The organism is Bacillus sp. CH_70 (assembly GCF_038007045.1).
Taxonomy (GTDB): domain Bacteria; phylum Bacillota; class Bacilli; order Bacillales; family Bacillaceae_G; genus Bacillus_A; species Bacillus_A cereus.
Window position 1 is genome coordinate 4659299 of the sequence record NZ_JBBOWL010000001.1, and the last position, 25702, is coordinate 4685000.

Below are 25702 nucleotides of genomic sequence, written 5' to 3' on the forward strand. Positions count from 1 at the left end.
AGAAAATAAACGTTGACACTAAATGATGCTTTTTCTACACTTAGTTGTGTACAATATGTGACCAAAGGAGGATTCAACATGGAAATGAACGTCAAAACGAATTCCTCTCCTACGGCGCCAAAGCCAAGTAAGCAAACAGGCTGGCGCATCTGGTGGAGTTTACTACGTCCCCATACATTAACAGCCGCTTTCGTACCTGTTTTCATCGGAACAGCATATTCGATGCAGGTCGGAGGTATAAATCAAATACATCTTCCTCTTTTCCTTATGATGCTTCTTGCTTGTCTTCTCATTCAAGCAGCAACAAACATGTTTAATGAATACTTTGATTATAAAAGAGGACTTGATCACGAAGGTTCAGTTGGTATCGGCGGCGCTATCGTTCGCGATGGCATTCAGCCAAAAACAGTGCTTAACTTAGCATTTGGATTTTTCGGCATCGCAATACTATTAGGTGTTTATATTTGTATAAATTCTAGTTGGTGGCTTGCTGCAATCGGTCTTGTTTGTATGGCCGTTGCTTACCTTTATACAGGTGGCCCACTTCCAATTGCATATACACCATTTGGAGAGTTGACAGCCGGATTATTTATGGGTGTCATTATTATTGGGATTTCATTCTTTATTCAAACTGGCACTGTAACATCAGAAGTCATTTTACTATCTATTCCAAGCTCCATTTTAATTGGTGCCATTTTACTAGCTAATAATATTCGTGACTTGGATGGCGATAAAGAAAACGGTCGTAAAACGTTAGCAATTCTCGTTGGACGCGAGCGAGCGGTTGGTGTACTTGCTTCGATGTTCATCGTTTCCTACATTTGGACAATTGCTTTAATTATCGTAGGCATCGTATCACCATGGATGCTTATCGTATTTTTAAGTGCACCGAAAGCATTTAAAGCGACGAAAGGCTTTATCGGCAAAAGCATTCCAATGGAAATGGTACCTGCGATGATTGCAACAGCAAAAACAAATACAATCTTCGGTTTCCTAATGGGAATCGGATTATTACTTGGATACTTTCTATAAAAGGAGCTGCTTATGCGGCTCCTTTTTCATATCTGAAATTCATCTCATAATTCCTACTCTCAACGCTCATACTATGTAAAGAAACTGAATTGTAGGAAGGTGGACGACTATGTTAACTCCACAACAAGTAGGTCAATTTAAATCCATTTTAGAAAAACAAAAACAAGAACTGGAACAAACGATACAAACTCATGAAAATACAGATCGTGCTTCTGAACGCGATTCAGTAGGAGAACTGTCTAGCTATGACAACCATCCAGGTGATATGGCTACAGAGCTATATGAACGGGAAAAAGACTTCGGGCTTATTGAACTTTGGCATAAACAGCTTGAGGAGACGAAACATGCCCTACAAAAAATAGAAGCGGGTACGTACGGCATTTGCGAAGTGTCTGGCGAAGAAATTCCATTTGAAAGATTGGAAGCAATGCCGACTGCTACAACATGCATACAGCACGCGACAAATAAGTTAAATATGAATACACGGCCAGTTGAAGAAGAAGTGTTGTCTCCTTCTTTCCACAAGCATGATGAGGACCATTCTGTTGAGTACGATGCGGAAGATGCGTGGCAAGATGTCGCAAATTACGGAACATCTGAAACGCCGTCTGATTTAGAAAGACAAGATTCAAAAAACTATAATGGCATGTATGTAAATAGTGAAGAAAACGTAGGCTACGTGGAGGATTTTGAAAACTTTATCGGTACGGATATGTACGGGAAAAACCCACAAGTTTTCGCTACAGAAGAGCATGAAGAATATGAACAAATGCTTGATGATTTTGAAGAACGTACCTTTAAGGGCGAATTATCTTCAAATGAATCTAGTTCCAAAGAATAAAAAAAAGCATTCCGAAAATCGGAATGCTTTTTATCGCTAGCTAATTAGTTTTTTGTAACGTTAGCTGCTTGTGGTCCGCGGTTTCCTTCAACGATTTCGAAAGAAACTTCTTGACCTTCTTCTAAAGTTTTGAAGCCGTCGCCTTGGATAGCTGAGAAATGTACGAATACGTCTTCTCCGCCTTCAACTTCGATGAAGCCAAAACCTTTTTCGCCGTTAAACCATTTAACTTTACCTGTTTGCATGTCATGTACCTCCTAAATAAAAATGAAACTATGAATCCACATGAAAAGGTGGATATAAAGGACATGAATGTATAACAAGCTTACAGCCTTTAATACAACGTGCTTTATTTCCGTACCACATTATGTAGCTCAATAGTGCTTTCACTATATCATGCTATATCGAAAACGTCAAATGAGAACACTTTCATTCCATCATTTTTTATAATCCTAGTATAACCTTAAATTTTTATTCTATTTTTATTCAAAAATTAACAAAAATACAGTACTCTAATTCTTTTAACTTCTGTACAATATAATTACTACATATTTATGAGGTGAAAAAATGCAAGCACATGAAATCGAGTATAAGTTATATGGCGATGATATGCAGTTTGTTGAAATTGAATTAGATCCAAAAGAAAGCGTTATCGCAGAAGCTGGCGCAATGATGATGATGGAAGATTACATTGAAATGGAAACAATCTTTGGTGACGGTTCTGGCCCATCTAACGGTTTATTCGGCAAATTAATGGGCGCTGGTAAACGTCTCGTTACAGGCGAAAGTATGTTTATGACTGTATTTACAAATACAGGTCACGGCAAACGCCACGTCTCATTTGCTGCTCCTTATCCTGGTAAAATTATTCCTGTAGATTTAACAGAATATCAAGGAAAAGTAGTTTGTCAAAAAGATGCCTTTCTTTGTGCCGCAAAAGGTGTTTCTATCGGAATTGAATTTACGAAAAAAATAGGAACTGGTTTCTTCGGTGGTGAAGGGTTTATCATGCAGAAACTTGAAGGTGACGGCCTTGCTTTCATGCACGCAGGTGGAACTGTATATAAACGTGAATTAAAACCTGGTGAGAAACTTCGCATTGATACAGGTTGTCTCGTTGCCATGACAAAAGATATTAACTATGATATCGAATTCGTTGGTAAAGTAAAAACAGCTCTATTTGGCGGCGAGGGTTTATTCTTCGCAACATTAGAAGGTCCTGGAACAGTTTGGATTCAGTCCTTAACACTTAGCCGATTAGCAGCACGTCTTACAAGCCCAGCAGCGCAAAGTACTGGTGAAGGTAGTGTATTAGGTGGCCTTGGTCGTTTATTGGATGGGAAAGAGTAAAAAGGGCCCTTATGCAGGCTTGTCCATCGACTAATATAATACTAAAATTAAACACCCTTGCTTGCAGTAATGCAGTGAAAGGGTGTTTTAATTTACGTCTACAAACGAGAAAAAGCAGATGAAATAAAGTAATAAGGTTTACTTCAGTAAAATAAGGTATATTATATTTGTTGAATAGATTCTCTTTCAAGACAAGAAAAGTAGGTGAACAAAGTGGGAAAATATCAATTGGATTCCAAAAGTCAGGTAGCTGTGGCAAAGTTTCATGAAAAACAGAAGCCTGCCAAATTTGATAAAAAGCAGAAACTTGAACAATTACGTGCGGAGTATTTGAAAAAAAAGCAAAAACAAACAGATAAATAATATGTTTCGTTTCCCGAAATTTTCGGTATATAGTGCGAACAAACACAAGTAAATAGGTAATCATCGTTCAAATATATACAGGCTATTTTTTCAAACCTCTTACAAGCCCAGCATTATAAAGTACTGGTGAAAGTAGTATATTAGGTGGCCTTGTTCACCTTTTAGATGGAAAAGAGTAAAAAATGCCTCCAATGCAAAAAAACATCGGAGGCATTTCTCTAAAGTTTATGACTATGGCACTTTATTTTTACTGCGGAGGGCTATACATACCATTTCGAATCATATAATACTCCATCGCTTCATTAAGCCATGTCTCTTCTTCTTCCGTGTAAGGAGATGGCATCATATTATTATATTGTTCTTCTACATTCTCTAATTTACCTAAAGAATACATTGTCTCTTCACCAACATACTTAAGAGTCGCCTTCATATGTTCATCAACCAATTTTTGCACTTCTGAATCCTCAATTTGTCTTCCAAATAACCTTTTCACTTCTTTTGCTAAACGCACAAACTCTTTATCAAGTGCTATGCCCTCTTCTTCCGACTTATTATATAATCCATCAGCCAAGTCTTTTGATACATATCCTTCAAGCCATAAACGTTGTTCGTTTTCTTTTTGAATGCTGTTAATTAGACTCATTAATATGTCACTATCCAACTCTTCATCTTCCTCAAGACATACCATTGTTCGTTCAAGCGCCTTTATCGAAACTTCAATGTGTCTTCTCTTTTCTTCAAAGGCTTTTCTTTGTTGTTCCAACGTTTCTTTTAAATTTACATTCAAACTTGGCATTTTCAGCATAACGCGTATTTCTTCTAAACTATATCCTAATACTTTAAGACTCACTATTTTCTGTAGTTCTAATATATCTTTTCCTTTGTACACACGGTGACCAGAGCTAACATTCTTTCCAGGTTTAAGTAGTCCAATTTCATCGTAATATTGTAGTGTCCGTATTGATGTGCCTGTCCTCTTTGCAAACTCACCAATTGAACAGCCTTCCCTTTTGCTCATCTTACACTCCTCCTAACAATATGTTTACAAAAATCATACTCTCTCACGTAACTGTAGGTTCAAGTCTTTTTTCCAAAAGCATGAATCAAGTTCCTCACCGCATATATTAAACTATACCTTTTCTTAAGGAGGGCTTCCTTAATGCGTACTCCTTTATCCTTTGATAAAGACACTGCCATACTGTTAGCTTCTTGTTGTGAGTTAACGTATGAACAATATAAACAAAATGGTATTTTCGAAATACCAGATGGTTTTCAATATGTACAAGGGTTTCAAGGAAAAGCCATTCAAACAACAGAATGGTTCGGGTTTATATTAGAATCTGAGGATACAATTATCGTTGCCTTCAGGGGCACTCAAACAGACCCTGATTGGATTATTGACTCTCTCGTCAATCAAAAACCTTATCCTTATGCTTTAAATAGCGGAAATGTCCATAACGGCTTTCTCTCTATTTATGAGTCTTGTCGTGATTCTATTATGGATATGCTCGTATCATTGCCAGCACATAAAAAACTGCTAGCTACTGGGCATAGTCTAGGTGGTGCGCTTGCCACATTACACATATTAGATGCACGTATAAATACTGCCTTCGCACAGTATGGACTTTATACATTCGCTTCTCCAAAAGTAGGAGATATCGCTTTTCGAAATTATTATAAACTACAAGTAGCTAGTAGCTTTCGTTTCGTCAACTTGTTCGATGTCGTTCCACTTCTCCCTCCCCGAAACATAAATTTTAATGATCATGATTGGGAGTATGCACACGTCCATCACAATATGACATTTACAAAAAATACAAAATCCATTACAAATAATCATTCCATTACAACATACAAAACATGTCTGACTTCTCATTTTTAACCAGTAAACAATTGGAAATAAAATATTCGTATACTATAATACTCTATGAAGTTATTTTTGGATGAGGGGACCTTACATGTTAAAATTTATCTTCACACTTTTTCTTATTGTAATTTTTACGGTCACAGGTTTCTTTACATTTTCATACTTTGCGACAGGAGAGTATGATGGGGCAGGTATCATATATACCACTGTTCCATTTCTTTCTTAAGCAAAATAAATAAAACGAGCTTAATTTTATTAAGCCCGTTTTATTTATTAATATCCATTTTTGTTGGTAAATCGATAATATATCTCCCAATATAGCAACTTCTTTAAAACTGTTTAACTGCATTACCAATACCCCAAATTTCATTGCTGTACTGCAAAATCGTTCGATCACTCGCAAAATGACCAGACTGTGCAATATTTAAAATCGACATTTCTAGCCACTTTGTTCGGTTCTCATAAGCTCTACCGACAGCTTCTTGTCTTTCAGCATATGGGCCAAAATCTCGCAGAACGAAATATTCATCATTTTGAATAACAAGAGAATCGTAAATCGCTTCAAATTCAGCTCCCGATTGTGCAAAGAAACCATTTGTTAATTGATCAACTACTTTTTTAATGTGCCTATTGTGGTGATAATAATCACTTGCACGATATCCACCATTTTGATAGTAATGAAGAACCTCTTCCGCTGTTAAGCCGAAAATGAAACAGTTATCATCACCGACCCGGTCTTTTATTTCAATGTTAGCTCCGTCTAACGTTCCGAGTGTAATCGCACCATTCATCATAAATTTCATATTACCTGTTCCCGATGCTTCTTTACTCGCCGTTGAAATTTGTTCACTTACATCCGCCGCTGGGAATATATCTTCCGCTAAAGAAACTCGATAGTTTTCTAGAAAGATAACTTTCATATATTGACTGACATACGGGTCATTATTTACTTTTCTTGCGAGTTCATTTATTAATTTAATAATTTTTTTCGCATAATAATATCCAGGTGATGCTTTCGCTCCAAAAATAAAAGTACGCGGATAAAATGTAAAACTAGCATCCTCTTTCAAACGGTTATACAAATATAAAATATGAAGAACATTTAATAATTGTCGTTTGTAAGCATGTAATCTTTTCACTTGCACATCAAAAATAGAATTTGGATCAATCGTAATCCCCATTGTATTATGAATGCGCTCTGCTAAAATCTCTTTACGTTCTTGTTTTACTTCTGCAAATTTCTCTTGGAAACTAGCATCATATTGAACTGTTTGCAACGATTGAAGCTTAATTGGTTCTTTCTTCCACTCTGTTCCAATCGCCTCTGAAATGAGATTTGTTAGCTGTGGATTTGCTTTCATAAGCCAGCGCCTATGAGCAATTCCATTCGTCTTATTATTAAACTTATCTGGATAAAATTCATAAAACAATCGCATTTCCCGCTGCTTTAATATTTCCGTATGAATTTTTGCTACACCGTTTACGCTATGGCTACCGACAATTGCTAAATGAGCCATTTTCACAAGATCATGCGCAATAATTGCCATGTCTTCAATGCGATGCCATTCATAAGGATAACGTTCCCAAAGTTCATGACAGAAACGTTCATTAATCTCTTCAATAATCATATAAATTCTCGGTAATAACGGTTTAAAAATGTGAATTGGCCACTTTTCGAGCGCTTCTGATAACGTCGTATGATTCGTATAAGAAATCGTCTGCGTCGTTATGTGCCAAGCTTCTTCCCATGTTAACTTTTCTTCGTCTAGTAAAATACGCATCAGTTCTGGAATTGCTAAAACCGGATGTGTATCGTTAATATGAATCGCAATTTTTTCATGTAGTTGACGAAGGTCACCATATCTTTCTCTATGCATTCGAACAATATTTTGTAAACTTGCTGATACGAGGAAATACTGTTGTTTTAAACGAAGTATTTTCCCCTCATCATGCGTATCATCTGGATATAAAAACTCCGATACAGCCTCTGTTTCGCGCTTATATTTCAAAATATCTTTGCAGTTTTGCGGGAAAGGAACTGGTTCAGCATTCCAAAGTCTAAGTGTGTTTACAGTACTCGTCTCATAGCCTACTACCGGCACATCATATGGCACTGCCATAATGACTTCTGCATTTGTATGCCTAAATTCTAAACGCCCGTCAATTTCTAGCGGTTCAACACTGCCGAAATAACTTACTTCCACAGCTTGATCATGCCTTCTTACTTCCCATACATTTTCATGAAGAAGCCACTGTTCTGGAAATTCAACTTGATAACCATCAACAATTTTCTGATCAAACAAACCATGTTTATAACGAATTCCACAGCCGTGTCCTGGCAAGTTTAAAGATGCAAGTGAATCGAGAAAACAGGCTGCTAAGCGTCCAAGCCCACCATTACCAAGGCCTGCATCTGCTTCCACTTCTTCTAACTCTTGTAACGAAATCCCTAGTTCAGATAACCCCTGCTCGCATACATCTCTAATACCTAAATTCAAGATGTTACTTCCAAGCAAACGTCCAAGCAAAAATTCAATAGACAAGTAATACATTTGCTTTTGCTCTCCGGATCGATAACTCTCATTCGTTGCAATCCATTGACTATTCATATACTCACGTACCATATGGCCGAGCGTATTATATTGATCACGAGTTGTAGAATCTTTGAAACTTTTCCCATACATCGTCTCTAACTTTTCTAGAAAAGTTGATTTAAAACTTTCAACATGAGTAAACATTTTTTCACCACCTACATGTTATTCCATGAGACTTTTATACAATTCCTTATAAGCAAGAGCCGATTGCTCCCAGCTATAATCTTCAGTCATCGCTTGTTTTACAAGCTGCTCCCACACTGGTTTATCGTGATAAAATTCAATTGCACGATGAATCGTATGCAGCATGTCATGTGCATTAAAATTCGTGAAACTGAAACCATTTCCTTCTCCAGTTTCTTCATCATAAGAATGTACCGTATCGTTTAATCCACCTGTTTCTCTTACAATTGGAATCGTACCGTACGCTAATGCGATAAGTTGTCCAAGTCCACACGGTTCAAACAGCGATGGCATTAAAAACAAATCGCTTCCCGCATACACTTGGTGCGCTAATTCTTCATTAAATCCGATATAAACTTTTACCTTCTCCGGATACTCATATGCCATCCACTCAAAGAATTGCTCATATTCCGAATCACCTGAACCTAAAATAATACATTGTACATCTTCTTCCATTATTTCGCGGAATACAGTGCGTACTAAATCAAGACCTTTTTGCTTCGTTAATCTCGTTACCATTGAAATAATTGGTGTATCCTCTTTTTCTGGCAAACCAAAATAACGCTGCAAGGCGCGTTTATTTTCACTCTTTTCATATAATGACTCTGCATCATACTGAGCCTTAATATACGAATCCGTTTCTGGATTATATACGCTCGTATCAATACCATTTACAATGCCGCTAAGCTTATCATTATATTTTCGCAGTAATCCATCTAGCTTCTCACCGAAAAATTCATATTGAATTTCTTCTTTATACGTCGGGCTCACCGCTGTAATTTGATCCGAAGCGATAATACCGCCTTTCATAAAGTTTATGTTTCCATAAAACTCTAGCTGCTCACTATGAAAATATTCATCACCAAGCTCTAACAAGTCGTACATCACTTCAGGAGGAAATACTCCTTGGAACTGCAAGTTGTGAATCGTATATACCGTTTTAATACGCTCATATAACGGGTTATCTTGATACTTTTCACGAAGTAAGAAATTAACCATAGCCGTATGCCAATCGTGGCTATGAAGAACATCCACTTCAAAGTCAAGGTGTGGAATACACTCTAACACTGCTTTTGAGAAATAAGAAAAACGCTCCCCATCATCATAATGACCATACAGAGAATCTCTCTTAAAATAATATTCATTATCTATTAAGTAATACGTAATTCCGTCTTGCTCACCTTTTAAAATTCCACAATATTGATTTCTCCACCCGAGCGGGACGTTAATTACTTTATGTAACGTACACCCATCTCTTAACTTTTTCGGAATGAGGCTATAATTCGGAAGTATAATACGAACGTCCACTCCTAATTTTTTCAGCTCTTTTGGGAGCGCACCCGCTACATCAGCTAATCCTCCCGATTTCACAAACGGTACACATTCTGATACTGCAAATAAAATATTCACTTGTTGTCCCACTGCGCGAAAAGTTTTTATTACTCCTCTTGCAGCTTCCTCCCTTCGAGTTTTCATTTAAATTAAAACTTTAATCAGTGGAGGAAAAAGCCCCCACTGATTCTTTAGGAATAACTATTAATCGTACTGTTTTGTACGCTTCCTTTTTCTACAACATACGGCTCATCGATATTTCCTTTTAATACGACACCGTCGCCAATTTTCACGTCTTTATCAATAATAACACCGTCTATTATACAGTTATCTCCAATTTGGCTCTTTTGCATAATAATACTGTTACGAATAATTGATCCTTTTCCAATTTTAACTGAACGGGAAACAACACTGTTTTCTACTTCCCCTTCAATAATACTGCCATTTGCAATCATTGTATTTTTCACAACTGCACCCTTTAGATAACGAGTTGGTGGCTCATCTTTTACTTTCGTAAAAATCGGTGCTTCTTTCTTAAATAATTGCTTCCAAATAGCAGGTTGCAAAATTTCTAAGCTATGTTTATAGTAACTTTCGATCGAGTCAATAATTGCTACATATCCAGTATGTTCATATGTAGCAATGTGTAATGATTTCCCGCGTTTCTCTCTCACTACATCAAATAAACTGTATTGCTCCACATCTTTATATGTCTCAAATAAATCTAATAATAATTGTTTCTTTAACACGTATGTTTGAAGCGAAACCCCTTCATGGCAAACTTCCGTAATATCAGCTGCCGTATGTATATGTCGCTCTAACACCGCTTGAAAATTTAATGCTGTTACGAGATGGCTATTCGTAATAACAACGTACTCTTCTCTGCTTCTTAGAAAATAATCAATATGTCTTCTAAAGTGTGCAAAAGACCCAAACTCATCTTGGTCACATTGGCAGTTTGGCGGGAATAAAAATAGTCCGTCTCGTTTTCTATCTAAATCCCACTGTTTTCCTGAACCAACATGGTCCATTAACGAACGGTTTTTATGGCTTGTAAAAACTGCCACACTATGAATACTAGAATTCACCATATTTGAAAGCATGAAATCAATGAGTCGATAACGGCCTCCAAACGGTAACGCCGCTAGTGAACGATGCCCTGTTACTTTCTTTAAGGAAGGAAAACTTCCCGTTGCATTAATAATTCCTAACATTTTTTCTCCCATTCATTTCATCCCCCTTTTCTATTTCCCTTCAGCAATTAATACTACATCGTCAACATTCTTTTCTGGACGAATGATTGTTCCATCTTCGATAACCATTTCTGATCCAACAATCGCTCTTTCAATCACAACATTTTTACCAATCTTAGCCCCTGGCATAACGACAGAATCAATCACCATACTACCTTCTTCCACCGTCACTCCTTGGAATAACACAGAATGCTTCACGTCCCCTTCAATGACGCACCCTTCGTTAATAAGCGATTCTTCTACTTTCGCCTTTTCAGCAATATATTGAGGCGGTTCGTTTGGATTAACAGAGTAAATACGCCAATTACGATCGTTTAAATTCAGTGATGTTTCATCGCGAAGCAAATCCATATTCGCTTCCCATAAGCTCTTCACCGTTCCAACATCTTTCCAATATCCTTCAAACGGGTACGCCATTAGCTTCTTCCCTTCATCTAATAAAAGCGGAAGGACGTCTTTTCCAAAATCATTACTAGATTCAGGATTTCTTGCATCCATCTCTAAATACTCTTTCAAAATTGACCAATTAAAAATATAGATTCCCATCGATGCAAGATTACTTCTTGGAAATTGTGGTTTCTCCTCAAACTCAACAATCTCCATCTCTTCATTTGTATTCATAATGCCAAAGCGACTCGCTTCATCCCAAGGTACTTCAATAACAGAAATGGATACATCCGATTCTTTCTCAATATGGTAATCTAGCATCTTACTGTAATCCATTTTATAAATATGGTCGCCTGATAAAATAAGAACATACTCCGGTTCATACTGACTTAAATAGTTTAAATTTTGATAAATGGCACTTGCCGTACCTGTATACCACTTAACCCCTGAAGACTCCGCATAAGGAGGTAATACTGTGACCCCACCGTTTACTCGGTCTAAATCCCACGCATTTCCGATTCCGATATAATTATGAAGTTCAAGTGGTTGATATTGTGTTAAAATCCCAACCGTTTCAATACCAGAATTCGCACAGTTACTTAGCGTAAAATCAATAATGCGATATTTACCACCAAATGGAACAGCTGGCTTGGCTAAATTTTTTGTTAATGCACTTAAACGACTACCTTTTCCCCCTGCTAGTAACATTGCTACGCACTTTTGTTTTTGAGCCATCTTGTTTTTTGCTCCCCTTTCTCGTCTTCACTGGTCGTAATATGGATACGCCGAATGGTGGAATTGTAATCTCTACATGTGCCGCTTGATTATGGTACGGTTCTAGAATTGTCTTAAGACGTTTCTTATTCACTTGCCCCGAACCGCCATATTGCTGTGCATCACTGTTTAAAATCTCGTTATAATACTCGAAATCTGGTACACCTACTTTATAGTTTTCATATGTAGCTTTCGTAAAATTACATACGACAACTAACGCATCTTCTTGTTTATCCCCTTGGCGGATAAAAGAGAAAATACTTTGCTCATTATTATTAGCATCAATCCACTGAAAACCTTCAGGTGAATGGTCAAGCTGCCAAAGTGGTTTTGAGCGCTTATACAATGCTATGAGCTCATTAAAGTAATCATGCATATAACGATGCATTTCAAAATCATGTAAATTCCAATCTAAATCTTCAAGGTCTTTCCACTCATCAAACTGTCCGAATTCTCCTCCCATGAAAAGTAACTTCTTTCCTGGGTGAGTAAAGAAATATCCATATAATAAACGAAGTTGAGCAAACTTATCCCAGTAATCACCTGGCATTTTATTTAATAACGACTTTTTCCCATGAACGACTTCATCATGAGAAAGCGGTAATATGAAGTTTTCAGAGTACGCATATAGTAAAGAAAACGTCATTTTCTCATGAATGTGTTTCCTATATTCAGGCGCACACTCCATATATTTCAGCACGTCATTCATCCAGCCCATGTTCCATTTGTAATTGAATCCAAGCCCACCTTCATACGTTGGAGTTGTTACAAGTGGCCAAGCTGTTGAATCTTCTGCCGTCATAAGAAAATCTTCATCCTCTGCAAACACTGCTTCATTTAACTCCCTTAAAAATGAAACAGCATGCTCATTACTTTGCTCTTGTCCTTCTTTATTCCAGTACAACATGTTCGCAACTGCATCAACTCTGAAACCATCAATATGGAAATATCTCATCCAAAATAACGCATTTGAAATTAAGAAATTACGTACCTCTCTCTTTCCTAAATCAAAATTGACAGTTCCCCATACTGGATTTTCTTGTACATCTTTATCTTTATATTCATAGGTCGGTGTACCATCAAACAAATATAAACCGTGAGCATCTTTACAAAAATGCCCCGGCACCCAATCTAAAATGACACCGATTCCATATTTATGACATTCGTCGACAAAATGCATTAAATCATGCGGCGTACCAAATCTACTCGTCGCTGCATAATATCCCGTTCCTTGGTATCCCCAAGAACGATCATATGGATGCTCAACAAGCGGCATAATTTCAATATGTGTAAATTGATGTTCCACCACATACGGGATGAGCTCTTCAACCATTTCCCTGTAAGAGTACAGCGTTCCATCTTCTTTCTTTTTCCAAGAACCAAAATGTAATTCATAAACTGTCATCGCTTCTTTATAAATCGATTTTTTCTTTTTCTTACGATTCCAGTTTTTATCATTCCATTCATATCCTTTTATATCAAAAACTACAGATGCCGTATTCGGTCTTACTTCTGCATATACAGCATACGGATCTGCCTTTAAAATGACGTCACCAGCCAAAGTTTCGATCGCATATTTATATATTTCTCCTTCTTCAATATGCGGTATAAATAAGGACCAAATGCCTTCTTCTGTCACTTGTAGCATCTTATGTTGCTCATAATCCCACTCATTAAAATCCCCAACAACACTCATTGCTTTCGCATGAGGAGCCCACACTGTAAATCGTACCCCTTGAATCTCATCTTCCGTCACAACATGCGCGCCAAAGATGTTATAACTTTCATAGTACTTTTCTGTATGAAACTCATCTCGTTTCACTTCTTCACAATTTATTACACTCAATATGCTCACCTCACTTAGATGACAGAATTTTTTATACTTTAACTATTTCTGCGAAAAACTGCAATATCCTTGTTAATTTATAAAAAACATTCGTTTTTTTCTTAAAAATGTTAGTTTTTCTTCACATTTCTGTGTAAAATATCGAATTTTGACGAATATTCATTGTAAACGCTTCATTCTACTTCTATATTTACGCCTATTTTTTTTCTCAACCTTTATTTTATTAGGTTTATTCTATTTTTCATGCTATTTTCCACTAAAAATAACCATAAAATAATCTGTCATAAAAAAATGTTTCTCAACATTTTTTTATCATATTTTTATTGAAACGCGAAATTCATAAGCATATACTTGTTCTCAATAAAGAACTACGATCTTTCGTAACTATAATTCATAGCGGACTACTATGTTTACTTATTTATCCTTGTTGCGAACGATTGCTATAAAAATTTAACTAGGGGGCTTTCTTATGTCATTAAAACAAAAAGTAGGAATGGGAGTTGTCACCGCTTCACTTGGTTTATCCCTTACATTCGGAGGTGTATTCGCCTATTTCAGTGATTCAGAAACATCGAGTAACTCATTTCAAGCTGGAACACTAGATCTTTCTATTAATCCAAGTGTAATCGTTAATGTGAAAGATTTAAAACCAGGTGATTTTATTGAAAGGAACTTCAAGCTTGAAAATAAAGGTACATTGGATATTGCAAAAGTAGCACTTGAAACATCATATGAAGTTACAGATGCAACGCAAAATAATGTCGGTGAAGATTTAGGTGATCACATTATCGTCAAGTTTCTAGTGAATGATGGACAGCCATCTAATCCAAACGATGATCATGAGATTTTGTGGGAAACAAAACTATCACAATTAAAAACTATGAAACCTGAAGATGTCGCTACGTCTCTAGAACGTCATAACTTAATAGATGGTATTAAATCTGGTGAAACAGATTACTTACATGTCCTCTTCTCATTTGAAGATAACGACCAAGATCAAAATAAATTTCAAGGTGATTCCCTGCAGCTAAACTGGACATTCCATGCTGAGCAAACAGCAGGTGTGGAGAAATAATTTTTAAAAATATATATTACCGGAGGCCTATAAATGAAAAAGAAAAACCGTTTTGTTACTGGAATTGTAACGGCTGGCGTTCTGTTTTCAACTGCCATTCCGTTCAATGTACTTGCTGAAAGTCCTATTAACCAAATTGAATCTTCAAATGCTCATTCTATATTATCGAAGCTTTCTAAAGAACAACGCCTAGCATTACAAACGGTAGATGCCAACCCTGGTTTTACAATTTCACCAGATATTAATACGAGTAGTTCTGAGCCTGTAAATATCATTGTAGAATTTCAAACTGCTCCAGTAAAGATTAATGAATTAAAACAAAAAGAAAAAGGATTACAAGCTGCTCCAGAAAATATAAAAGCACGTATTGATCAAGAACATGAAGAATTCGAAAAAGGACTAAAACGTCTTTATCAATTCAGCCCATCAGTAAAATCAGGAAACTTCCAATCTGTACAAATTAAACGTTCTTATAAGCATGCGATAAATGGTGTTGCGATGACATTACCAGCAAATACAGTTGAAGAGTTGTTACGAATTGGTGTTGTAAAACGTATTTGGAAAGATTACGAAGTGAAATTAAATTTACCAAAACAAGCTGAGCAAAAAGCACCTCAAAAACTAACAGATAGCATCCCGCAAATTGGAGTAGATAAGTTACATAGTGAGGGCATTACTGGAAAAGGAATTAAAGTTGGCGTATTAGATACAGGTATTGATTACAATCATCCTGACTTAAAAGACGTATATAAAGGCTATCGCGCAAAACCTGGCGAGGACTCTAGCAAAGTAGATCCAAATTCAGTAAAGGGTTGGGACTTTATTAATAATGATGCAGATCCAATGGAAACTACTTATTCAGAATGGCAACAATCTGGTGCTCCTGAATTTGATAACCGTGGTTCTGCCTTCTACACAGCCCACGGCACTCACGTAGCAGGTATCGTTTCTGCTCAAAAGAAGAACCAATCTGATTCAGCAGTAAAAGGTGTTGCACCTGACATTGAACTGTATAACTATCGTGTACTCGGTCCATACGGAAGTGGAGATAGTTCAGGTATTATCGCTGCAATTGATAAATCTATTTCTGACGGTATGAACGTTATTAACTTATCGTTAGGTGATGATAGCAACAATCCTCTTGATCCAACATCTATCGCTGTTAATAACGCGATGCTTTCAGGCGTTGTTACAGTCGTTGCTGCTGGTAACTCTGGACCGACTCCATCAACACTCGGATCACCAGGTGCTTCGCCATTTGCTATTACGGTTGGAGCCAGTGATAGCTCTATTTCCTTACCGAAACTATCAGGTCATGCTGGACAATTACAATTCCCTAACCTAATTTTGTTCGGCAAAAACTTCACTGATAAAATAGAAGATTTCAAGGGACAAACTTTACCTATTGAATCTGTAGGAATCGGTACGCCTGACGAGTTTAGTAAAAAAGATGTGAAAGGAAAAATCGCTCTCGTTGCACGTGGTACAACCTCATTTGATGAAAAAATTGCTAACGCAAAACAAGCAGGTGCAAAGGCCGTTATTATTTATAACAACGTGGATGGAGAAATTCCTTTCTACGTTGGTGAAAGCACAAAATACATTCCAACATTCCGCCTAACGAAAGAAGACGGTGAAAAACTAAAAACTCAAATTGAACAAGGTAGCACATCCTTAACTTTCGATGAAATTAATTACATTCAAACAGAAGGCGATCATCTTGCAGACTTTAGCTCACGCGGTCCTGTTACAGCAAATGATGATATTAAGCCTGATATTACAGCGCCTGGTGTCGCTGTCCTTTCAACAGTTCCTGAATATATTAACGACCCGCAAGAGGGTGAAAACTACGCTGTTTCCTATGAGCGTATGCAAGGAACATCTATGGCTTCCCCTCATATTGCTGGCGTTGCTGCTCTAATTTTACAAGAACACCCAGACTACTCTCCGTTCGATGTAAAAGCGTCTCTTATGAACACAGCTGATGATTTAAAAGAAAAATATTCGGTGTATGAAGTTGGAGCTGGGCGAGTAGATGCTTACAACGCCGTTCGTACAGAAACAAGCTTTAAAGTATTAGATACGACACAAACTGTTGTAAATGATGAAGTAATTGAAATGCCCGAAGAAACTGGATCTATTGCATTCGGTAAGTTTTATCAAAAAGACGGTGAAGCTCTTGAACAAAAACGAAATATAAAAGTAACTAATCATAATAAACAAGAGAAAAAAGAATTTAAAACAGAAATTTCTTATACACCAGCTTCGTCTACTATTAACGATGCTGTCGCAAACGGTGTAAAAATCTCTGCTCCAGAAACAATTACTCTTGATGCTGGCAAAGCAGGTGAAATTGAAGCAAAAATTAATGTTCCAGCCGGTGTAAAACAAGGCCGATATGAAGGATATATTCATATTACGAACACGAAAAATAAAGAAGAAACATATCAAATCCCATTCTCTATTCGTGTATCAGAGCCTGGTATTGAAAATGCAATACTATCAAGAAAAGCAATTTCAACTGATACATCTAAATTTAATCCATACGGTGAATCGTATGTTCACGGGGCATTCCAATTAAACAGCGAACTTGAAACGTTAGATCTTATCGTAAAAGATTCCAAAACAGATAAAGCTCTGGGCTTCATTGGGACATTAAACACAAGTGGACTAAAAACTGATGTGTATTACTACTTAGACTCATTCTTTAATGGAAAAGTGTATCCTTTTACAAATGATCCTGCAAAACCAATTGGTGATGAGAAAATCAACTTACCAGAAGGAGACTACACAATTGAGTTTGTCGGTTATGATAAGGCTGGGAAAGCACGTGTAAAAGGTGATTATGTTGTAATTGATAATACCCCACCAGAAGTGAAACTAACTGGATTAAAACCTGGTATTTACGAGTTAAATGAAGAAAATTATACAGTAGAAGATGGCAAAAAAGCACTATGGATTAAAGGAAATGTATACGATTCAAACGTTGACTACTTAAAAGGAAAAGGATTAAACATTACGCAAGAAGCGAATGGCGTTATGTACTATGACTATTCTCCATACTTGCATAAGTTTTTACCGATTAATGCAAATGGCGACTTTAAAGTTGGCATTACACCTGACTCCTTCAGAACGGAAGGTCCAATGAACACAGGCGTATATATTTTCGATTATGCAACTGCAGGAGCTGACTATCCAAGCGGTGTAAATAACTACTGGTTTATCCCACAAGGTGCTCAATATGCGAAAGCTAGTTACGATAAAAAAGAATTATATAAAAATGACGAGTTCACAGTAACACTAAACGCAAAACACGTAAAACAATTTGTTGCTGGGCAATTTAATGTAAACTTCCTAGAGAAGAACTTCAAATTTGCAAATGCAAAATTTAATCCTGCTTTTGAAAAGCTACTTTCCGAAAAAGGAGTAACCGCAAAAGTAAATGAACCGAAACTAGAGGCAGGTTCGGTTACAGTTGGCGGCACTATCGATGACAAAAACTTTGCTGGATTAGATGGTGATTTCCCGTTCATTGATGTAACTTTCAAAGTAGAAAATGATGAATTTTATGAAGCAAACGCTCAATTAGAGTCACCAATTTTTGTTTACTGGAAACAAGGTGAATCAGAACCAAATAGAATGCGTGTACTTCAAGATCAAACATTCTCAGTTATGTCCTTAAATTCACTAGTAGAAGGAAATATTAAACCTGGTGCATTCTTAAATGAACGTGGATATTTAGATGAAAAGTTTGATTATGCAAAGCTTGGCGTAAAAGTATACGCAACTGATTCTTACCGTCATAAGTTTGAAGGTTCACTAGATAAATATGGGTACTTCAAACTAAATGGACTTCCAGTTAATAAACGCGACTATAACCTATATGTAGAAGTGCCAGGACATTTAACAAGCCGCCTAACAACGAAACTTGGTACTGAAAAAGACGGTAAGCTGCTTGGCCAATATTATTATGCAAGACCTGACGAAAACCTTGCCGGCGATGTAAATGCTGATAAAGTAATCGATATTAAAGATGCTGAAATTATCGCTAGCAACTATGGTAAAAAAGGACTAACTGTAAAAGACGGAGACCTTAATAAAGATGGGATTGTCGACGAAAAAGATATTCGCTTCGTTGAAAAGAACTTCTTGAAAAAAGGGCCAGATGCATCTAAATCACAAACACCTGTAGAAAAATCAAAAAGCGGTACACTGACAGATATTTTAAAGAAATTGGGATTAACGCCTAAAAAATGATAAAGTGAAACTTTAATCAGTGGGGGGTGTTCATCCCTCACTGATTATCAGCCCTCACCAATCGGGCTTTTACGGGCAGTTGATCACCAAACTAACTTCTTTGCTTTCGCTGCATTTTGAGGTGGGGATCTTACTGCCCGTTAATGCGGGATAATAAAGAGCACTCTACGTAAAGTAGAGTGCTCTTTTCTATAAACGACCCTTATCCAGCAAAAGGGGTATATTGGGGATATACAAGGGAAACCGGAAAAGGAATTTATATTAAATTATATAAGTTCAGAGGTAAGAAGCAGTTTCCCACCTCTGAATTATTTAGCAATTATTATAGTACTGGTGCCATTGTTTCTTTTAATACTTTTACAGAATGAGCGAATTTCGCTTTTTCATCTTCATTTAGCTCAAGTTCTACGATTTCACGTACACCTTCGCGGTTAATTACAGCTGGAACACCTACGTAAGCATCTTTCTCTCCGTATTGACCTTCAAGGTATGCAGATACAGTTAATACGCTGTTCTCGTTGTTTAAGATTGCTTTAGTTACACGAAGTAGTGACATACCGATTCCGTAGTAAGTTGCACCTTTACGCTCGATAATATGGTAAGCTGCATCACGTACGTTTTCGAAGATTTTATCTAAGTCTTCTTGATTGTACTGTTCGTTGTTAGCTAAGATTGTTTCTAGTTTTTGTACACCGATAGTAGCGTGGCTCCATACTGGAAGTTCAGTGTCACCGTGTTCACCAACGATGTAAGCATGAACGTTACGTGGATCTACATCTAAGTAGTCACCTAACATGTAACGGAAACGAGCAGAGTCTAAAGTAGTACCAGAACCGATTACGCGCTCTTTTGGTAAACCAGATTCTTTCCAAGTTACGTAAGTTAAAATGTCAACTGGGTTAGTTGCGATTAAGAAGATTCCATCGAATCCACTATCCATAATACCGCGAACGATTTGTTTAAAGATCTTTGTATTTTTCTCAACTAAGTCTAAACGAGTTTCACCTGGCTTTTGTGGTAATCCAGCAGTGATAACTACTAAATCTGCATCTTTACAATCTGCATAGCTACCGCTCCAAACTTTTGTTGGTGATGGAGAGAATGGTACCGCATGGCTTAAGTCCATTGCTTCCCCTTCTGCTTTTGCTTCATTAACATCTACTAATACGAACTCTTCAGCTACACCTTGGTTGATCATTGAGTAAGCGTAACTACAACCTACAGCTCCTGTTCCTACTAATACTACACGATTGATACCTTTTTTCATGGTAATTTCCCCTCTCTATTGTTCACATCTATTTTTTATGATTGTTTAAGTAATTAATTAAAATACTAATTTAATGTTGTTTAACTTCTTTACATTCATATTGTAGCACGTATTATTGTGAATTACTTCACAAATTATGACCTATTTGTGAACTTTTTCACATAGAGTGTAAAGTTATTAGAATAGGTGTGGAATCAATTTCAATGGAGGCGTTTTCTTTAGATTGTGAATAAAAAGAATGTGATTTGATTATTCCCTATAGCTAAATTCAATTTCTATAATCAAACTAACACATTATCTCCTTATACGCTGGACGTCAGTTGGCCTATATAGACTACGGTGACATAAATGAATTAGCATATACTTTACCACCTCCCTTTTAACTATTACCGTATATTAATAAAAAGATATTATTCAAAATCATGCATTCTTTTCTAATAATAAACCATTCAATATAAGTGATAGGCTATGCAAAGCTTTAGACAAATGTGCTTCTGCATCTTCAGAATTCGCAATCCAACAAGCAAGGTCCACTAGTCCACCATTTATGAATCTTGCTAAAGCTTCGCAGTCCGTCTTTTCAATAATACAGTCTTTCATTAATTGCTGAAGCATCTCCGCCATCGTCGTTAAACATTGCGAATGCGATGATTGATAATAACTATTTCCTAATACTGCTGGTGCATCACGAAGTACAATTCGCTGAATTTCTGGATTAAGTGCCATCGTTAAATACGCACGACAACGTCCAACAAACCCTTCCCATTTTCCTTCCGCTTCATCTGATACTTTCCCTAATTTATTATCCATTTCGATATCAATTTCTTTTACAACTGCTTCTAACAATCCTTTTTTATCACCAAAATGATGATAAATTGCACCACGTGTTAAACCGACAGATGCTGTAAAATCATCCATAGACGTATTTACATATCCAACTGTACCAAAGGCCTCTCTTGCTGCACTCAGCAATTTAGCACGTGTTTCAGTAATCATTTCTGCTCTCGTTTTTTTAATCATCTTTTCCTCCTACTTCTATTCATTCTCTTTATTCAAAATGAATTGCACTATAGTATCGTTCTCTATATAAAAGAATAACTCCTTTAAACATCGGCTCTCTATCCAGAGATAAAACATTTCAATTGACATACGCACCGTATGTTAATATGATATTTACATACGGTGCGTATGTCAATTATTTCTAGCTTACAAGATAATATAACTTCTTACCTATATCCTACATTGACTCACTGTCCCTTTTTATAGAAGGTATTAATGAAACAGAGGAGGATTTAAAAGAATGAAGAATGTATATGCAAACGTCAAATACTTTGGTGATTATTATGTTTAATTCCTACCGTGAGATTTTCAGTGCTCCTGGTACAAAAGGATTCTCTTTAGCAGGGTTTATAGCTCGGATGCCCATATCAATGATGGGCATTGGTATTGTTACAATGTTATCTCAGTTACGTGGTGACTATTGGCTTGCTGGAGCTGTTGCAGCCACCTTTACATTATCATCTGCTTTACTAGCTCCTCATATTTCTCGGATGGCCGATCAATTAGGGCAATCTCGCATACTTCTTCCGACTACAAGTATCAGTGTTTTCTTTACGATCCTCTTACTTCTATGTACGAAATATGAAGCTCCTTATTGGACGCTATTTCTATCTGCCTTATGTGCAGGTTGTATGCCAAATATGTCAGCTATGGTACGTGCACGTTGGACTAAACTATACCGTGGATCCCATAAATTGCATACAGCATTTTCCTTTGAATCGGTCGTCGACGAAATTTGCTTCATAATTGGTCCTGTATTATCTGTCAGTTTAAGTGTTATGTTCTTCCCAGAAGCAGGGCCACTTTTATCATCTGTTTTTCTTACAATTGGGGTATGCCTATTCATCCTACAAAAAAGCACAGAACCACCTGTACACCCTGGCGACATTACAAACAAAGGAACAGTATTTAAAATTGGTTCTTTGCGAGTACTAGTATTCACACTCATTGCTATAGGTACTATCTTTGGCACAATAGATGTCGTTAGTGTAGCTTTTGCTGAACATCAAGGAAACGCAGTAGCTGCTAGCTTTGTACTTTCTGTCTATGCAATCGGTTCATGCCTGGCAGGCCTTATTTTCGGTACTCTTAAACTCAATGCTCCACCCTATAATCAATTTTTAATAGCAGTCACACTTTCCATGATAACAATGCTGCCACTATTTTTCGTAAATACTATTGCTTGGCTAATAGTTATTGTCTTCTTTGCAGGACTATCTGTCGCTCCTACTATGATTATTACTATGGGGCTTGTGGAAAGAATCGTACCTGAATCAAAAATAACAGAAGGAATGACTTGGGCAATTACAGGACTTGGAATTGGAGTCTCCCTAGGATCAGCGATAGCTGGTTTAGTTATTGATAATTTTGGAGCTCGAGCAGGATTTAGTGTGGCTATTATAGCAGGAGGCCTTGCCTTCACTATTGCACTTTTAGGATACAAAACTCTTCACTTCGCATATAATCATGCTGTTATTAAACAAGATGGACATTCAATAGAGAGTTAAAACATGTTCAAAAAATAGGATTATCTCTTCTTATGCATGAGAAAAGGTAATCCTATTTTAAACTTATTATTTATAATCTGTCATAGCTTCTTCTATATCTATACACAACAAAAAAGAGATAGCAGTTTATGCTATCTCTTTTAGTATGACCCGTACGGGATTCGAACCCGTGTTACCGCCGTGAAAGGGCGGTGTCTTAACCACTTGACCAACGGGCCAATTACTGGCAGAGAAGAAGGGATTCGAACCCTCGCACCGCGTTCGCGATCTACTCCCTTAGCAGGGGAGCCCCTTGAGCCACTTGGGTACTTCTCTATAAATATGGCTCCGCAGGTAGGACTCGAACCTACGACCGATCGGTTAACAGCCGATAGCTCTACCACTGAGCTACTGCGGAACAATTATGGTGGGCCTAAATGGACTCGAACCATCGACCTCACGCTTATCAGGCGTGCGCTCTAACCAGCTGAGCTATAGGCCCATAATTGAAAAGCGGGTGAAGAGAATCGAACTCTCGACCAGAGCTTGGAAGGCTCTTGTTTTACCACTAAACTACACCCGCATTAAATTGAAAATGGTGAGCCATGAAGGATTCGAACCTTCGACCCTCTGATTAAAAGTCAGATGCTCTACCAACTGAGCTAATGGCTCATTTTGAAAGTGGTGCCGGCTAGAGGACTTGAACCCCCAACCTACTGATTACAAGTCAGTTGCTCTACCAATTGAGCTAAGCCGGCTTGCGACTTCAAAATGGTGGCTCGGGACGGAATCGAACCGCCGACACGAGGATTTTCAGTCCTCTGCTCTACCGACTGAGCTACCGAGCCTTATTAAAATGGCGGTCCCGACCGGGGTCGAACCGGCGATCTCCTGCGTGACAGGCAGGCATGTTAACCACTACACCACGGGACCATTTGGTTGCGGGGACAGGATTTGAACCTGCGACCTTCGGGTTATGAGCCCGACGAGCTACCGTACTGCTCCACCCCGCGATGATATAATATGTAATTTAAGAAAAAATGGAGGAGGTAGAGGGATTCGAACCCCCGCGCGACTCTCGCCGCCTGTCGGTTTTCAAGACCGATCCCTTCAGCCGAACTTGGGTATACCTCCGAGATATAAACCTTTAGTGGTGGACCTTGTAGGACTCGAACCTACGACCGGACGGTTATGAGCCGTCTGCTCTAACCAGCTGAGCTAAAGGCCCTTTATGGTAGCGGCGGAGGGGATCGAACCCCCGACCTCACGGGTATGAACCGTACGCTCTAGCCAGCTGAGCTACACCGCCATAAATGATATTAAAATAAGTGGAGCCTAGCGGGATCGAACCGCTGACCTCCTGCGTGCAAGGCAGGCGCTCTCCCAGCTGAGCTAAGGCCCCATGTTTTTGGGAATATCGGGAAGACAGGATTTGAACCTGCGACCCCCTGGTCCCAAACCAGGTGCTCTACCAAGCTGAGCCACTTCCCGTTAATAAAAGCGCGCCCGAGAGGAGTCGAACCCCTAACCTCTTGATCCGTAGTCAAACGCTCTATCCAATTGAGCTACGGGCGCATATGGTGCCGAGGGCGGGGGTCGAACCCGCACGGTGGTCACCCACCGCAGGATTTTAAGTCCTGTGCGTCTGCCTGTTCCGCCACCCCGGCATGTCATATTGAAAATTGGAGCGGAAGACGGGATTCGAACCCGCGACCCCAACCTTGGCAAGGTTGTATTCTACCACTGAACTACTTCCGCAAGACATGTTTGAGATATTTTATTAAAAGTGCGGGTGAAGGGAGTCGAACCCCCACGCCAAAGGCGCTAGATCCTAAGTCTAGTGCGTCTGCCAATTCCGCCACACCCGCATATTAATATTTTAAGAAAAAATGGGGCGACTGATGGGAATCGAACCCACGAATGCCGGAGCCACAATCCGGTGCGTTAACCACTTCGCCACAACCGCCATGATTTTCTGGTGCCGACTAGAGGACTTGAACCCCCAACCTACTGATTACAAGTCAGTTGCTCTACCAATTGAGCTAAGTCGGCTAAATGGTGGAGGATGACGGGATCGAACCGCCGACCCCCTGCTTGTAAGGCAGGTGCTCTCCCAGCTGAGCTAATCCTCCATTTGCCTGGCAACGTCCTACTCTCACAGGGACAAGGTCCCAACTACCATCGGCGCTAGAGAGCTTAACTTCCGTGTTCGGTATGGGAACGGGTGTGACCTCTCTGCCATCATTACCAGACTGTATTCATTTAAGACAAGAATTATTGTAACTCATTTAACTTCTAAAGTCAACAAGTTTTTTATATTCTTTCAAAACTAGATAACATTGCTTCATATTATATGGTTAAGTCCTCGATCTATTAGTATTCGTCAGCTCCACATGTCACCATGCTTCCACCTCGAACCTATCAACCTGATCATCTTTCAGGGATCTTACTAGCTTACGCTATGGGAAATCTCATCTTGAGGGGGGCTTCATGCTTAGATGCTTTCAGCACTTATCCCTTCCGCACATAGCTACCCAGCTATGCCCTTGGCAGAACAACTGGTACACCAGCGGTGCGTCCATCCCGGTCCTCTCGTACTAAGGACAGCTCCTCTCAAATTTCCTACGCCCACGACGGATAGGGACCGAACTGTCTCACGACGTTCTGAACCCAGCTCGCGTACCGCTTTAATGGGCGAACAGCCCAACCCTTGGGACCGACTACAGCCCCAGGAT

18 protein-coding genes, 22 tRNA genes and 2 rRNA genes (1 of these 42 only partly in view) are annotated in these 25702 nt (G+C 38.3%); 9 read left to right on the plus strand and 33 right to left on the minus strand.

The features are described from left to right. Positions 1-78: 78 nt before the first annotated feature. Both N2V79_RS23870 and N2V79_RS23875 read left to right on the plus strand, forming a co-directional pair. The gene (locus N2V79_RS23870) at positions 79-1032 is read left to right on the plus strand and encodes a 1,4-dihydroxy-2-naphthoate polyprenyltransferase (RefSeq protein ID WP_000425766.1); all 954 of its coding nucleotides are present in this window, start codon (positions 79-81) and stop codon (positions 1030-1032) included. Positions 1033-1141: 109 nt separating this feature from the next. Next, positions 1142-1873 (plus strand): yteA family sporulation protein, encoded by a 732-nt coding sequence (locus N2V79_RS23875; protein ID WP_000957398.1) that lies wholly within the window; start codon positions 1142-1144, stop codon positions 1871-1873. A 44-nt stretch (positions 1874-1917) separates the two neighbouring features. Here N2V79_RS23875 and cspD read toward each other — a convergent pair whose 3' ends face one another. Beyond that, a complete protein-coding gene (cspD, locus tag N2V79_RS23880; RefSeq protein ID WP_001193052.1) occupies positions 1918-2118 on the minus strand; it encodes a cold-shock protein CspD in 201 nt (66 codons plus the stop codon). A 322-nt stretch (positions 2119-2440) separates the two neighbouring features. Between cspD and N2V79_RS23885 the strand changes: the two genes are divergently transcribed. Continuing rightward, entirely contained in the window at positions 2441-3223 is a 783-nt protein-coding gene (locus N2V79_RS23885) for a TIGR00266 family protein (RefSeq protein ID WP_001147841.1), read from the plus strand. 213 nt (positions 3224-3436) lie between these two features. Next, positions 3437-3586: a hypothetical protein gene (locus tag N2V79_RS23890; protein WP_000521637.1), complete on the plus strand. Its 150-nt coding sequence runs from the start codon at positions 3437-3439 to the stop codon at positions 3584-3586. A gap of 247 nt (positions 3587-3833) precedes the next feature. Here the strand turns inward: N2V79_RS23890 and N2V79_RS23895 are convergent, their stop codons facing one another. Then, on the minus strand, positions 3834-4604 hold the full coding sequence (locus tag N2V79_RS23895) for a MerR family transcriptional regulator (protein WP_000043962.1): 771 nt from the start codon (positions 4602-4604) through the stop codon (positions 3834-3836). Between the two features lie 141 nt (positions 4605-4745). Here N2V79_RS23895 and N2V79_RS23900 point away from each other — a divergent pair, with 141 nt between their 5' ends. Together N2V79_RS23900 and N2V79_RS23905 are read left to right on the plus strand one after the other, a co-directional pair. Continuing rightward, entirely contained in the window at positions 4746-5468 is a 723-nt protein-coding gene (locus tag N2V79_RS23900) for a lipase family protein (protein ID WP_001260112.1), read from the plus strand. A gap of 76 nt (positions 5469-5544) precedes the next feature. Beyond that, positions 5545-5679 (plus strand): hypothetical protein, encoded by a 135-nt coding sequence (locus N2V79_RS23905; RefSeq protein ID WP_016079902.1) that lies wholly within the window; start codon positions 5545-5547, stop codon positions 5677-5679. A 103-nt stretch (positions 5680-5782) separates the two neighbouring features. On the opposite strand, the gene glgP is transcribed toward N2V79_RS23905, so the two are convergent. The 5 genes from glgP to glgB all read right to left on the minus strand — a co-directional run bounded on the left by glgP (position 5783) and on the right by glgB (position 13822). Beyond that, on the minus strand, positions 5783-8191 hold the full coding sequence (gene glgP, locus N2V79_RS23910) for a glycogen phosphorylase (RefSeq protein WP_000494103.1): 2409 nt from the start codon (positions 8189-8191) through the stop codon (positions 5783-5785). Positions 8192-8209: 18 nt separating this feature from the next. After that, on the minus strand, positions 8210-9640 hold the full coding sequence (gene glgA / locus N2V79_RS23915; protein ID WP_069356662.1) for a glycogen synthase GlgA: 1431 nt from the start codon (positions 9638-9640) through the stop codon (positions 8210-8212). A gap of 113 nt (positions 9641-9753) precedes the next feature. Continuing rightward, positions 9754-10788: a glucose-1-phosphate adenylyltransferase subunit GlgD gene (glgD, locus tag N2V79_RS23920; RefSeq protein WP_069356391.1), complete on the minus strand. Its 1035-nt coding sequence runs from the start codon at positions 10786-10788 to the stop codon at positions 9754-9756. Positions 10789-10806: 18 nt separating this feature from the next. Further along, positions 10807-11937, minus strand: coding sequence for a glucose-1-phosphate adenylyltransferase (gene glgC / locus N2V79_RS23925; protein ID WP_000057604.1), 1131 nt, complete (start codon positions 11935-11937; stop codon positions 10807-10809). Further along, positions 11885-13822, minus strand: coding sequence for a 1,4-alpha-glucan branching protein GlgB (glgB, locus tag N2V79_RS23930; RefSeq protein ID WP_075717046.1), 1938 nt, complete (start codon positions 13820-13822; stop codon positions 11885-11887). Before glgB ends, glgC begins: the two co-directional genes overlap by 53 nt. Positions 13823-14291: 469 nt before the next feature. On the opposite strand from glgB, the gene N2V79_RS23935 reads away from it, so the two are divergent. Both N2V79_RS23935 and N2V79_RS23940 read left to right on the plus strand, forming a co-directional pair. Then, entirely contained in the window at positions 14292-14897 is a 606-nt protein-coding gene (locus N2V79_RS23935; RefSeq protein ID WP_053563456.1) for a CalY family protein, read from the plus strand. 33 nt (positions 14898-14930) lie between these two features. After that, entirely contained in the window at positions 14931-19154 is a 4224-nt protein-coding gene (locus N2V79_RS23940) for a S8 family serine peptidase (RefSeq protein ID WP_340720268.1), read from the plus strand. 322 nt (positions 19155-19476) lie between these two features. Here N2V79_RS23940 and N2V79_RS23945 read toward each other — a convergent pair whose 3' ends face one another. Further along, positions 19477-20421, minus strand: coding sequence for an L-lactate dehydrogenase (locus tag N2V79_RS23945; RefSeq protein ID WP_000715346.1), 945 nt, complete (start codon positions 20419-20421; stop codon positions 19477-19479). Between the two features lie 420 nt (positions 20422-20841). Then, positions 20842-21441: a TetR/AcrR family transcriptional regulator gene (locus tag N2V79_RS23950; RefSeq protein ID WP_088025484.1), complete on the minus strand. Its 600-nt coding sequence runs from the start codon at positions 21439-21441 to the stop codon at positions 20842-20844. 323 nt (positions 21442-21764) lie between these two features. On the opposite strand from N2V79_RS23950, the gene N2V79_RS23955 reads away from it, so the two are divergent. Further along, positions 21765-22988, plus strand: a complete 1224-nt coding sequence (locus N2V79_RS23955; RefSeq protein ID WP_088025486.1) for an MFS transporter — start codon at positions 21765-21767, stop codon at positions 22986-22988. 146 nt (positions 22989-23134) lie between these two features. Here the strand turns inward: N2V79_RS23955 and N2V79_RS23960 are convergent. The 24 genes from N2V79_RS23960 to N2V79_RS24075 all read right to left on the minus strand — a co-directional run. Then, positions 23135-23206 (minus strand) — tRNA-Glu (locus N2V79_RS23960). A gap of 6 nt (positions 23207-23212) precedes the next feature. Continuing rightward, positions 23213-23303 (minus strand) — tRNA-Ser (locus N2V79_RS23965). A 7-nt stretch (positions 23304-23310) separates the two neighbouring features. Further along, positions 23311-23385: transfer RNA gene (locus N2V79_RS23970), tRNA-Asn, on the minus strand. A 7-nt stretch (positions 23386-23392) separates the two neighbouring features. Beyond that, positions 23393-23469 (minus strand) — tRNA-Ile (locus N2V79_RS23975). Between the two features lie 10 nt (positions 23470-23479). Further along, positions 23480-23550: transfer RNA gene (locus N2V79_RS23980), tRNA-Gly, on the minus strand. A 13-nt stretch (positions 23551-23563) separates the two neighbouring features. Next, a tRNA-Lys gene (locus N2V79_RS23985) sits at positions 23564-23639 on the minus strand. A gap of 10 nt (positions 23640-23649) precedes the next feature. After that, positions 23650-23725 (minus strand) — tRNA-Thr (locus N2V79_RS23990). Between the two features lie 14 nt (positions 23726-23739). Then, positions 23740-23815: transfer RNA gene (locus N2V79_RS23995), tRNA-Phe, on the minus strand. A gap of 9 nt (positions 23816-23824) precedes the next feature. After that, positions 23825-23900, minus strand: a tRNA-Asp gene (locus N2V79_RS24000). 3 nt (positions 23901-23903) lie between these two features. After that, a tRNA-Met gene (locus N2V79_RS24005) sits at positions 23904-23980 on the minus strand. Positions 23981-24008: 28 nt separating this feature from the next. Further along, a tRNA-Ser gene (locus N2V79_RS24010) sits at positions 24009-24101 on the minus strand. Between the two features lie 17 nt (positions 24102-24118). Then, positions 24119-24195, minus strand: a tRNA-Ile gene (locus tag N2V79_RS24015). A 4-nt stretch (positions 24196-24199) separates the two neighbouring features. Continuing rightward, a tRNA-Met gene (locus N2V79_RS24020) sits at positions 24200-24276 on the minus strand. Between the two features lie 20 nt (positions 24277-24296). Then, positions 24297-24369: transfer RNA gene (locus tag N2V79_RS24025), tRNA-Ala, on the minus strand. A gap of 15 nt (positions 24370-24384) precedes the next feature. Then, a tRNA-Pro gene (locus tag N2V79_RS24030) sits at positions 24385-24458 on the minus strand. Positions 24459-24468: 10 nt separating this feature from the next. Then, positions 24469-24542 (minus strand) — tRNA-Arg (locus tag N2V79_RS24035). 3 nt (positions 24543-24545) lie between these two features. After that, positions 24546-24634 (minus strand) — tRNA-Leu (locus N2V79_RS24040). A 16-nt stretch (positions 24635-24650) separates the two neighbouring features. After that, positions 24651-24725 (minus strand) — tRNA-Gly (locus N2V79_RS24045). 29 nt (positions 24726-24754) lie between these two features. Then, positions 24755-24835, minus strand: a tRNA-Leu gene (locus tag N2V79_RS24050). A gap of 22 nt (positions 24836-24857) precedes the next feature. Next, positions 24858-24933 (minus strand) — tRNA-His (locus N2V79_RS24055). A gap of 10 nt (positions 24934-24943) precedes the next feature. Then, positions 24944-25019: transfer RNA gene (locus N2V79_RS24060), tRNA-Thr, on the minus strand. 4 nt (positions 25020-25023) lie between these two features. Beyond that, positions 25024-25099 (minus strand) — tRNA-Val (locus N2V79_RS24065). 4 nt (positions 25100-25103) lie between these two features. Further along, positions 25104-25219 (minus strand): 5S ribosomal RNA (gene rrf / locus N2V79_RS24070). Positions 25220-25320: 101 nt separating this feature from the next. Continuing rightward, positions 25321-25702: ribosomal RNA gene (locus tag N2V79_RS24075) — 23S ribosomal RNA — on the minus strand; it runs 2540 nt beyond the window's last position.

Coding starts and splice junctions, on each gene's coding strand:
- N2V79_RS23900 (WP_001260112.1), top strand. CDS start 4,746: ATGCGTACTCCTTTATCCTTTGATAAAGACACTGCCATACTGTTAGCT.
- N2V79_RS23885 (WP_001147841.1), top strand. CDS start 2,441: ATGCAAGCACATGAAATCGAGTATAAGTTATATGGCGATGATATGCAG.
- glgD (WP_069356391.1), bottom strand. CDS start 10,788: ATGGGAGAAAAAATGTTAGGAATTATTAATGCAACGGGAAGTTTTCCT.
- N2V79_RS23895 (WP_000043962.1), bottom strand. CDS start 4,604: ATGAGCAAAAGGGAAGGCTGTTCAATTGGTGAGTTTGCAAAGAGGACA.
- cspD (WP_001193052.1), bottom strand. CDS start 2,118: ATGCAAACAGGTAAAGTTAAATGGTTTAACGGCGAAAAAGGTTTTGGC.
- N2V79_RS23945 (WP_000715346.1), bottom strand. CDS start 20,421: ATGAAAAAAGGTATCAATCGTGTAGTATTAGTAGGAACAGGAGCTGTA.
- N2V79_RS23950 (WP_088025484.1), bottom strand. CDS start 21,441: ATGATTAAAAAAACGAGAGCAGAAATGATTACTGAAACACGTGCTAAA.
- N2V79_RS23905 (WP_016079902.1), top strand. CDS start 5,545: ATGTTAAAATTTATCTTCACACTTTTTCTTATTGTAATTTTTACGGTC.
- N2V79_RS23940 (WP_340720268.1), top strand. CDS start 14,931: ATGAAAAAGAAAAACCGTTTTGTTACTGGAATTGTAACGGCTGGCGTT.
- N2V79_RS23875 (WP_000957398.1), top strand. CDS start 1,142: ATGTTAACTCCACAACAAGTAGGTCAATTTAAATCCATTTTAGAAAAA.
- N2V79_RS23870 (WP_000425766.1), top strand. CDS start 79: ATGGAAATGAACGTCAAAACGAATTCCTCTCCTACGGCGCCAAAGCCA.
- glgC (WP_000057604.1), bottom strand. CDS start 11,937: ATGGCTCAAAAACAAAAGTGCGTAGCAATGTTACTAGCAGGGGGAAAA.
- N2V79_RS23935 (WP_053563456.1), top strand. CDS start 14,292: ATGTCATTAAAACAAAAAGTAGGAATGGGAGTTGTCACCGCTTCACTT.
- glgP (WP_000494103.1), bottom strand. CDS start 8,191: ATGTTTACTCATGTTGAAAGTTTTAAATCAACTTTTCTAGAAAAGTTA.
- N2V79_RS23955 (WP_088025486.1), top strand. CDS start 21,765: ATGTTTAATTCCTACCGTGAGATTTTCAGTGCTCCTGGTACAAAAGGA.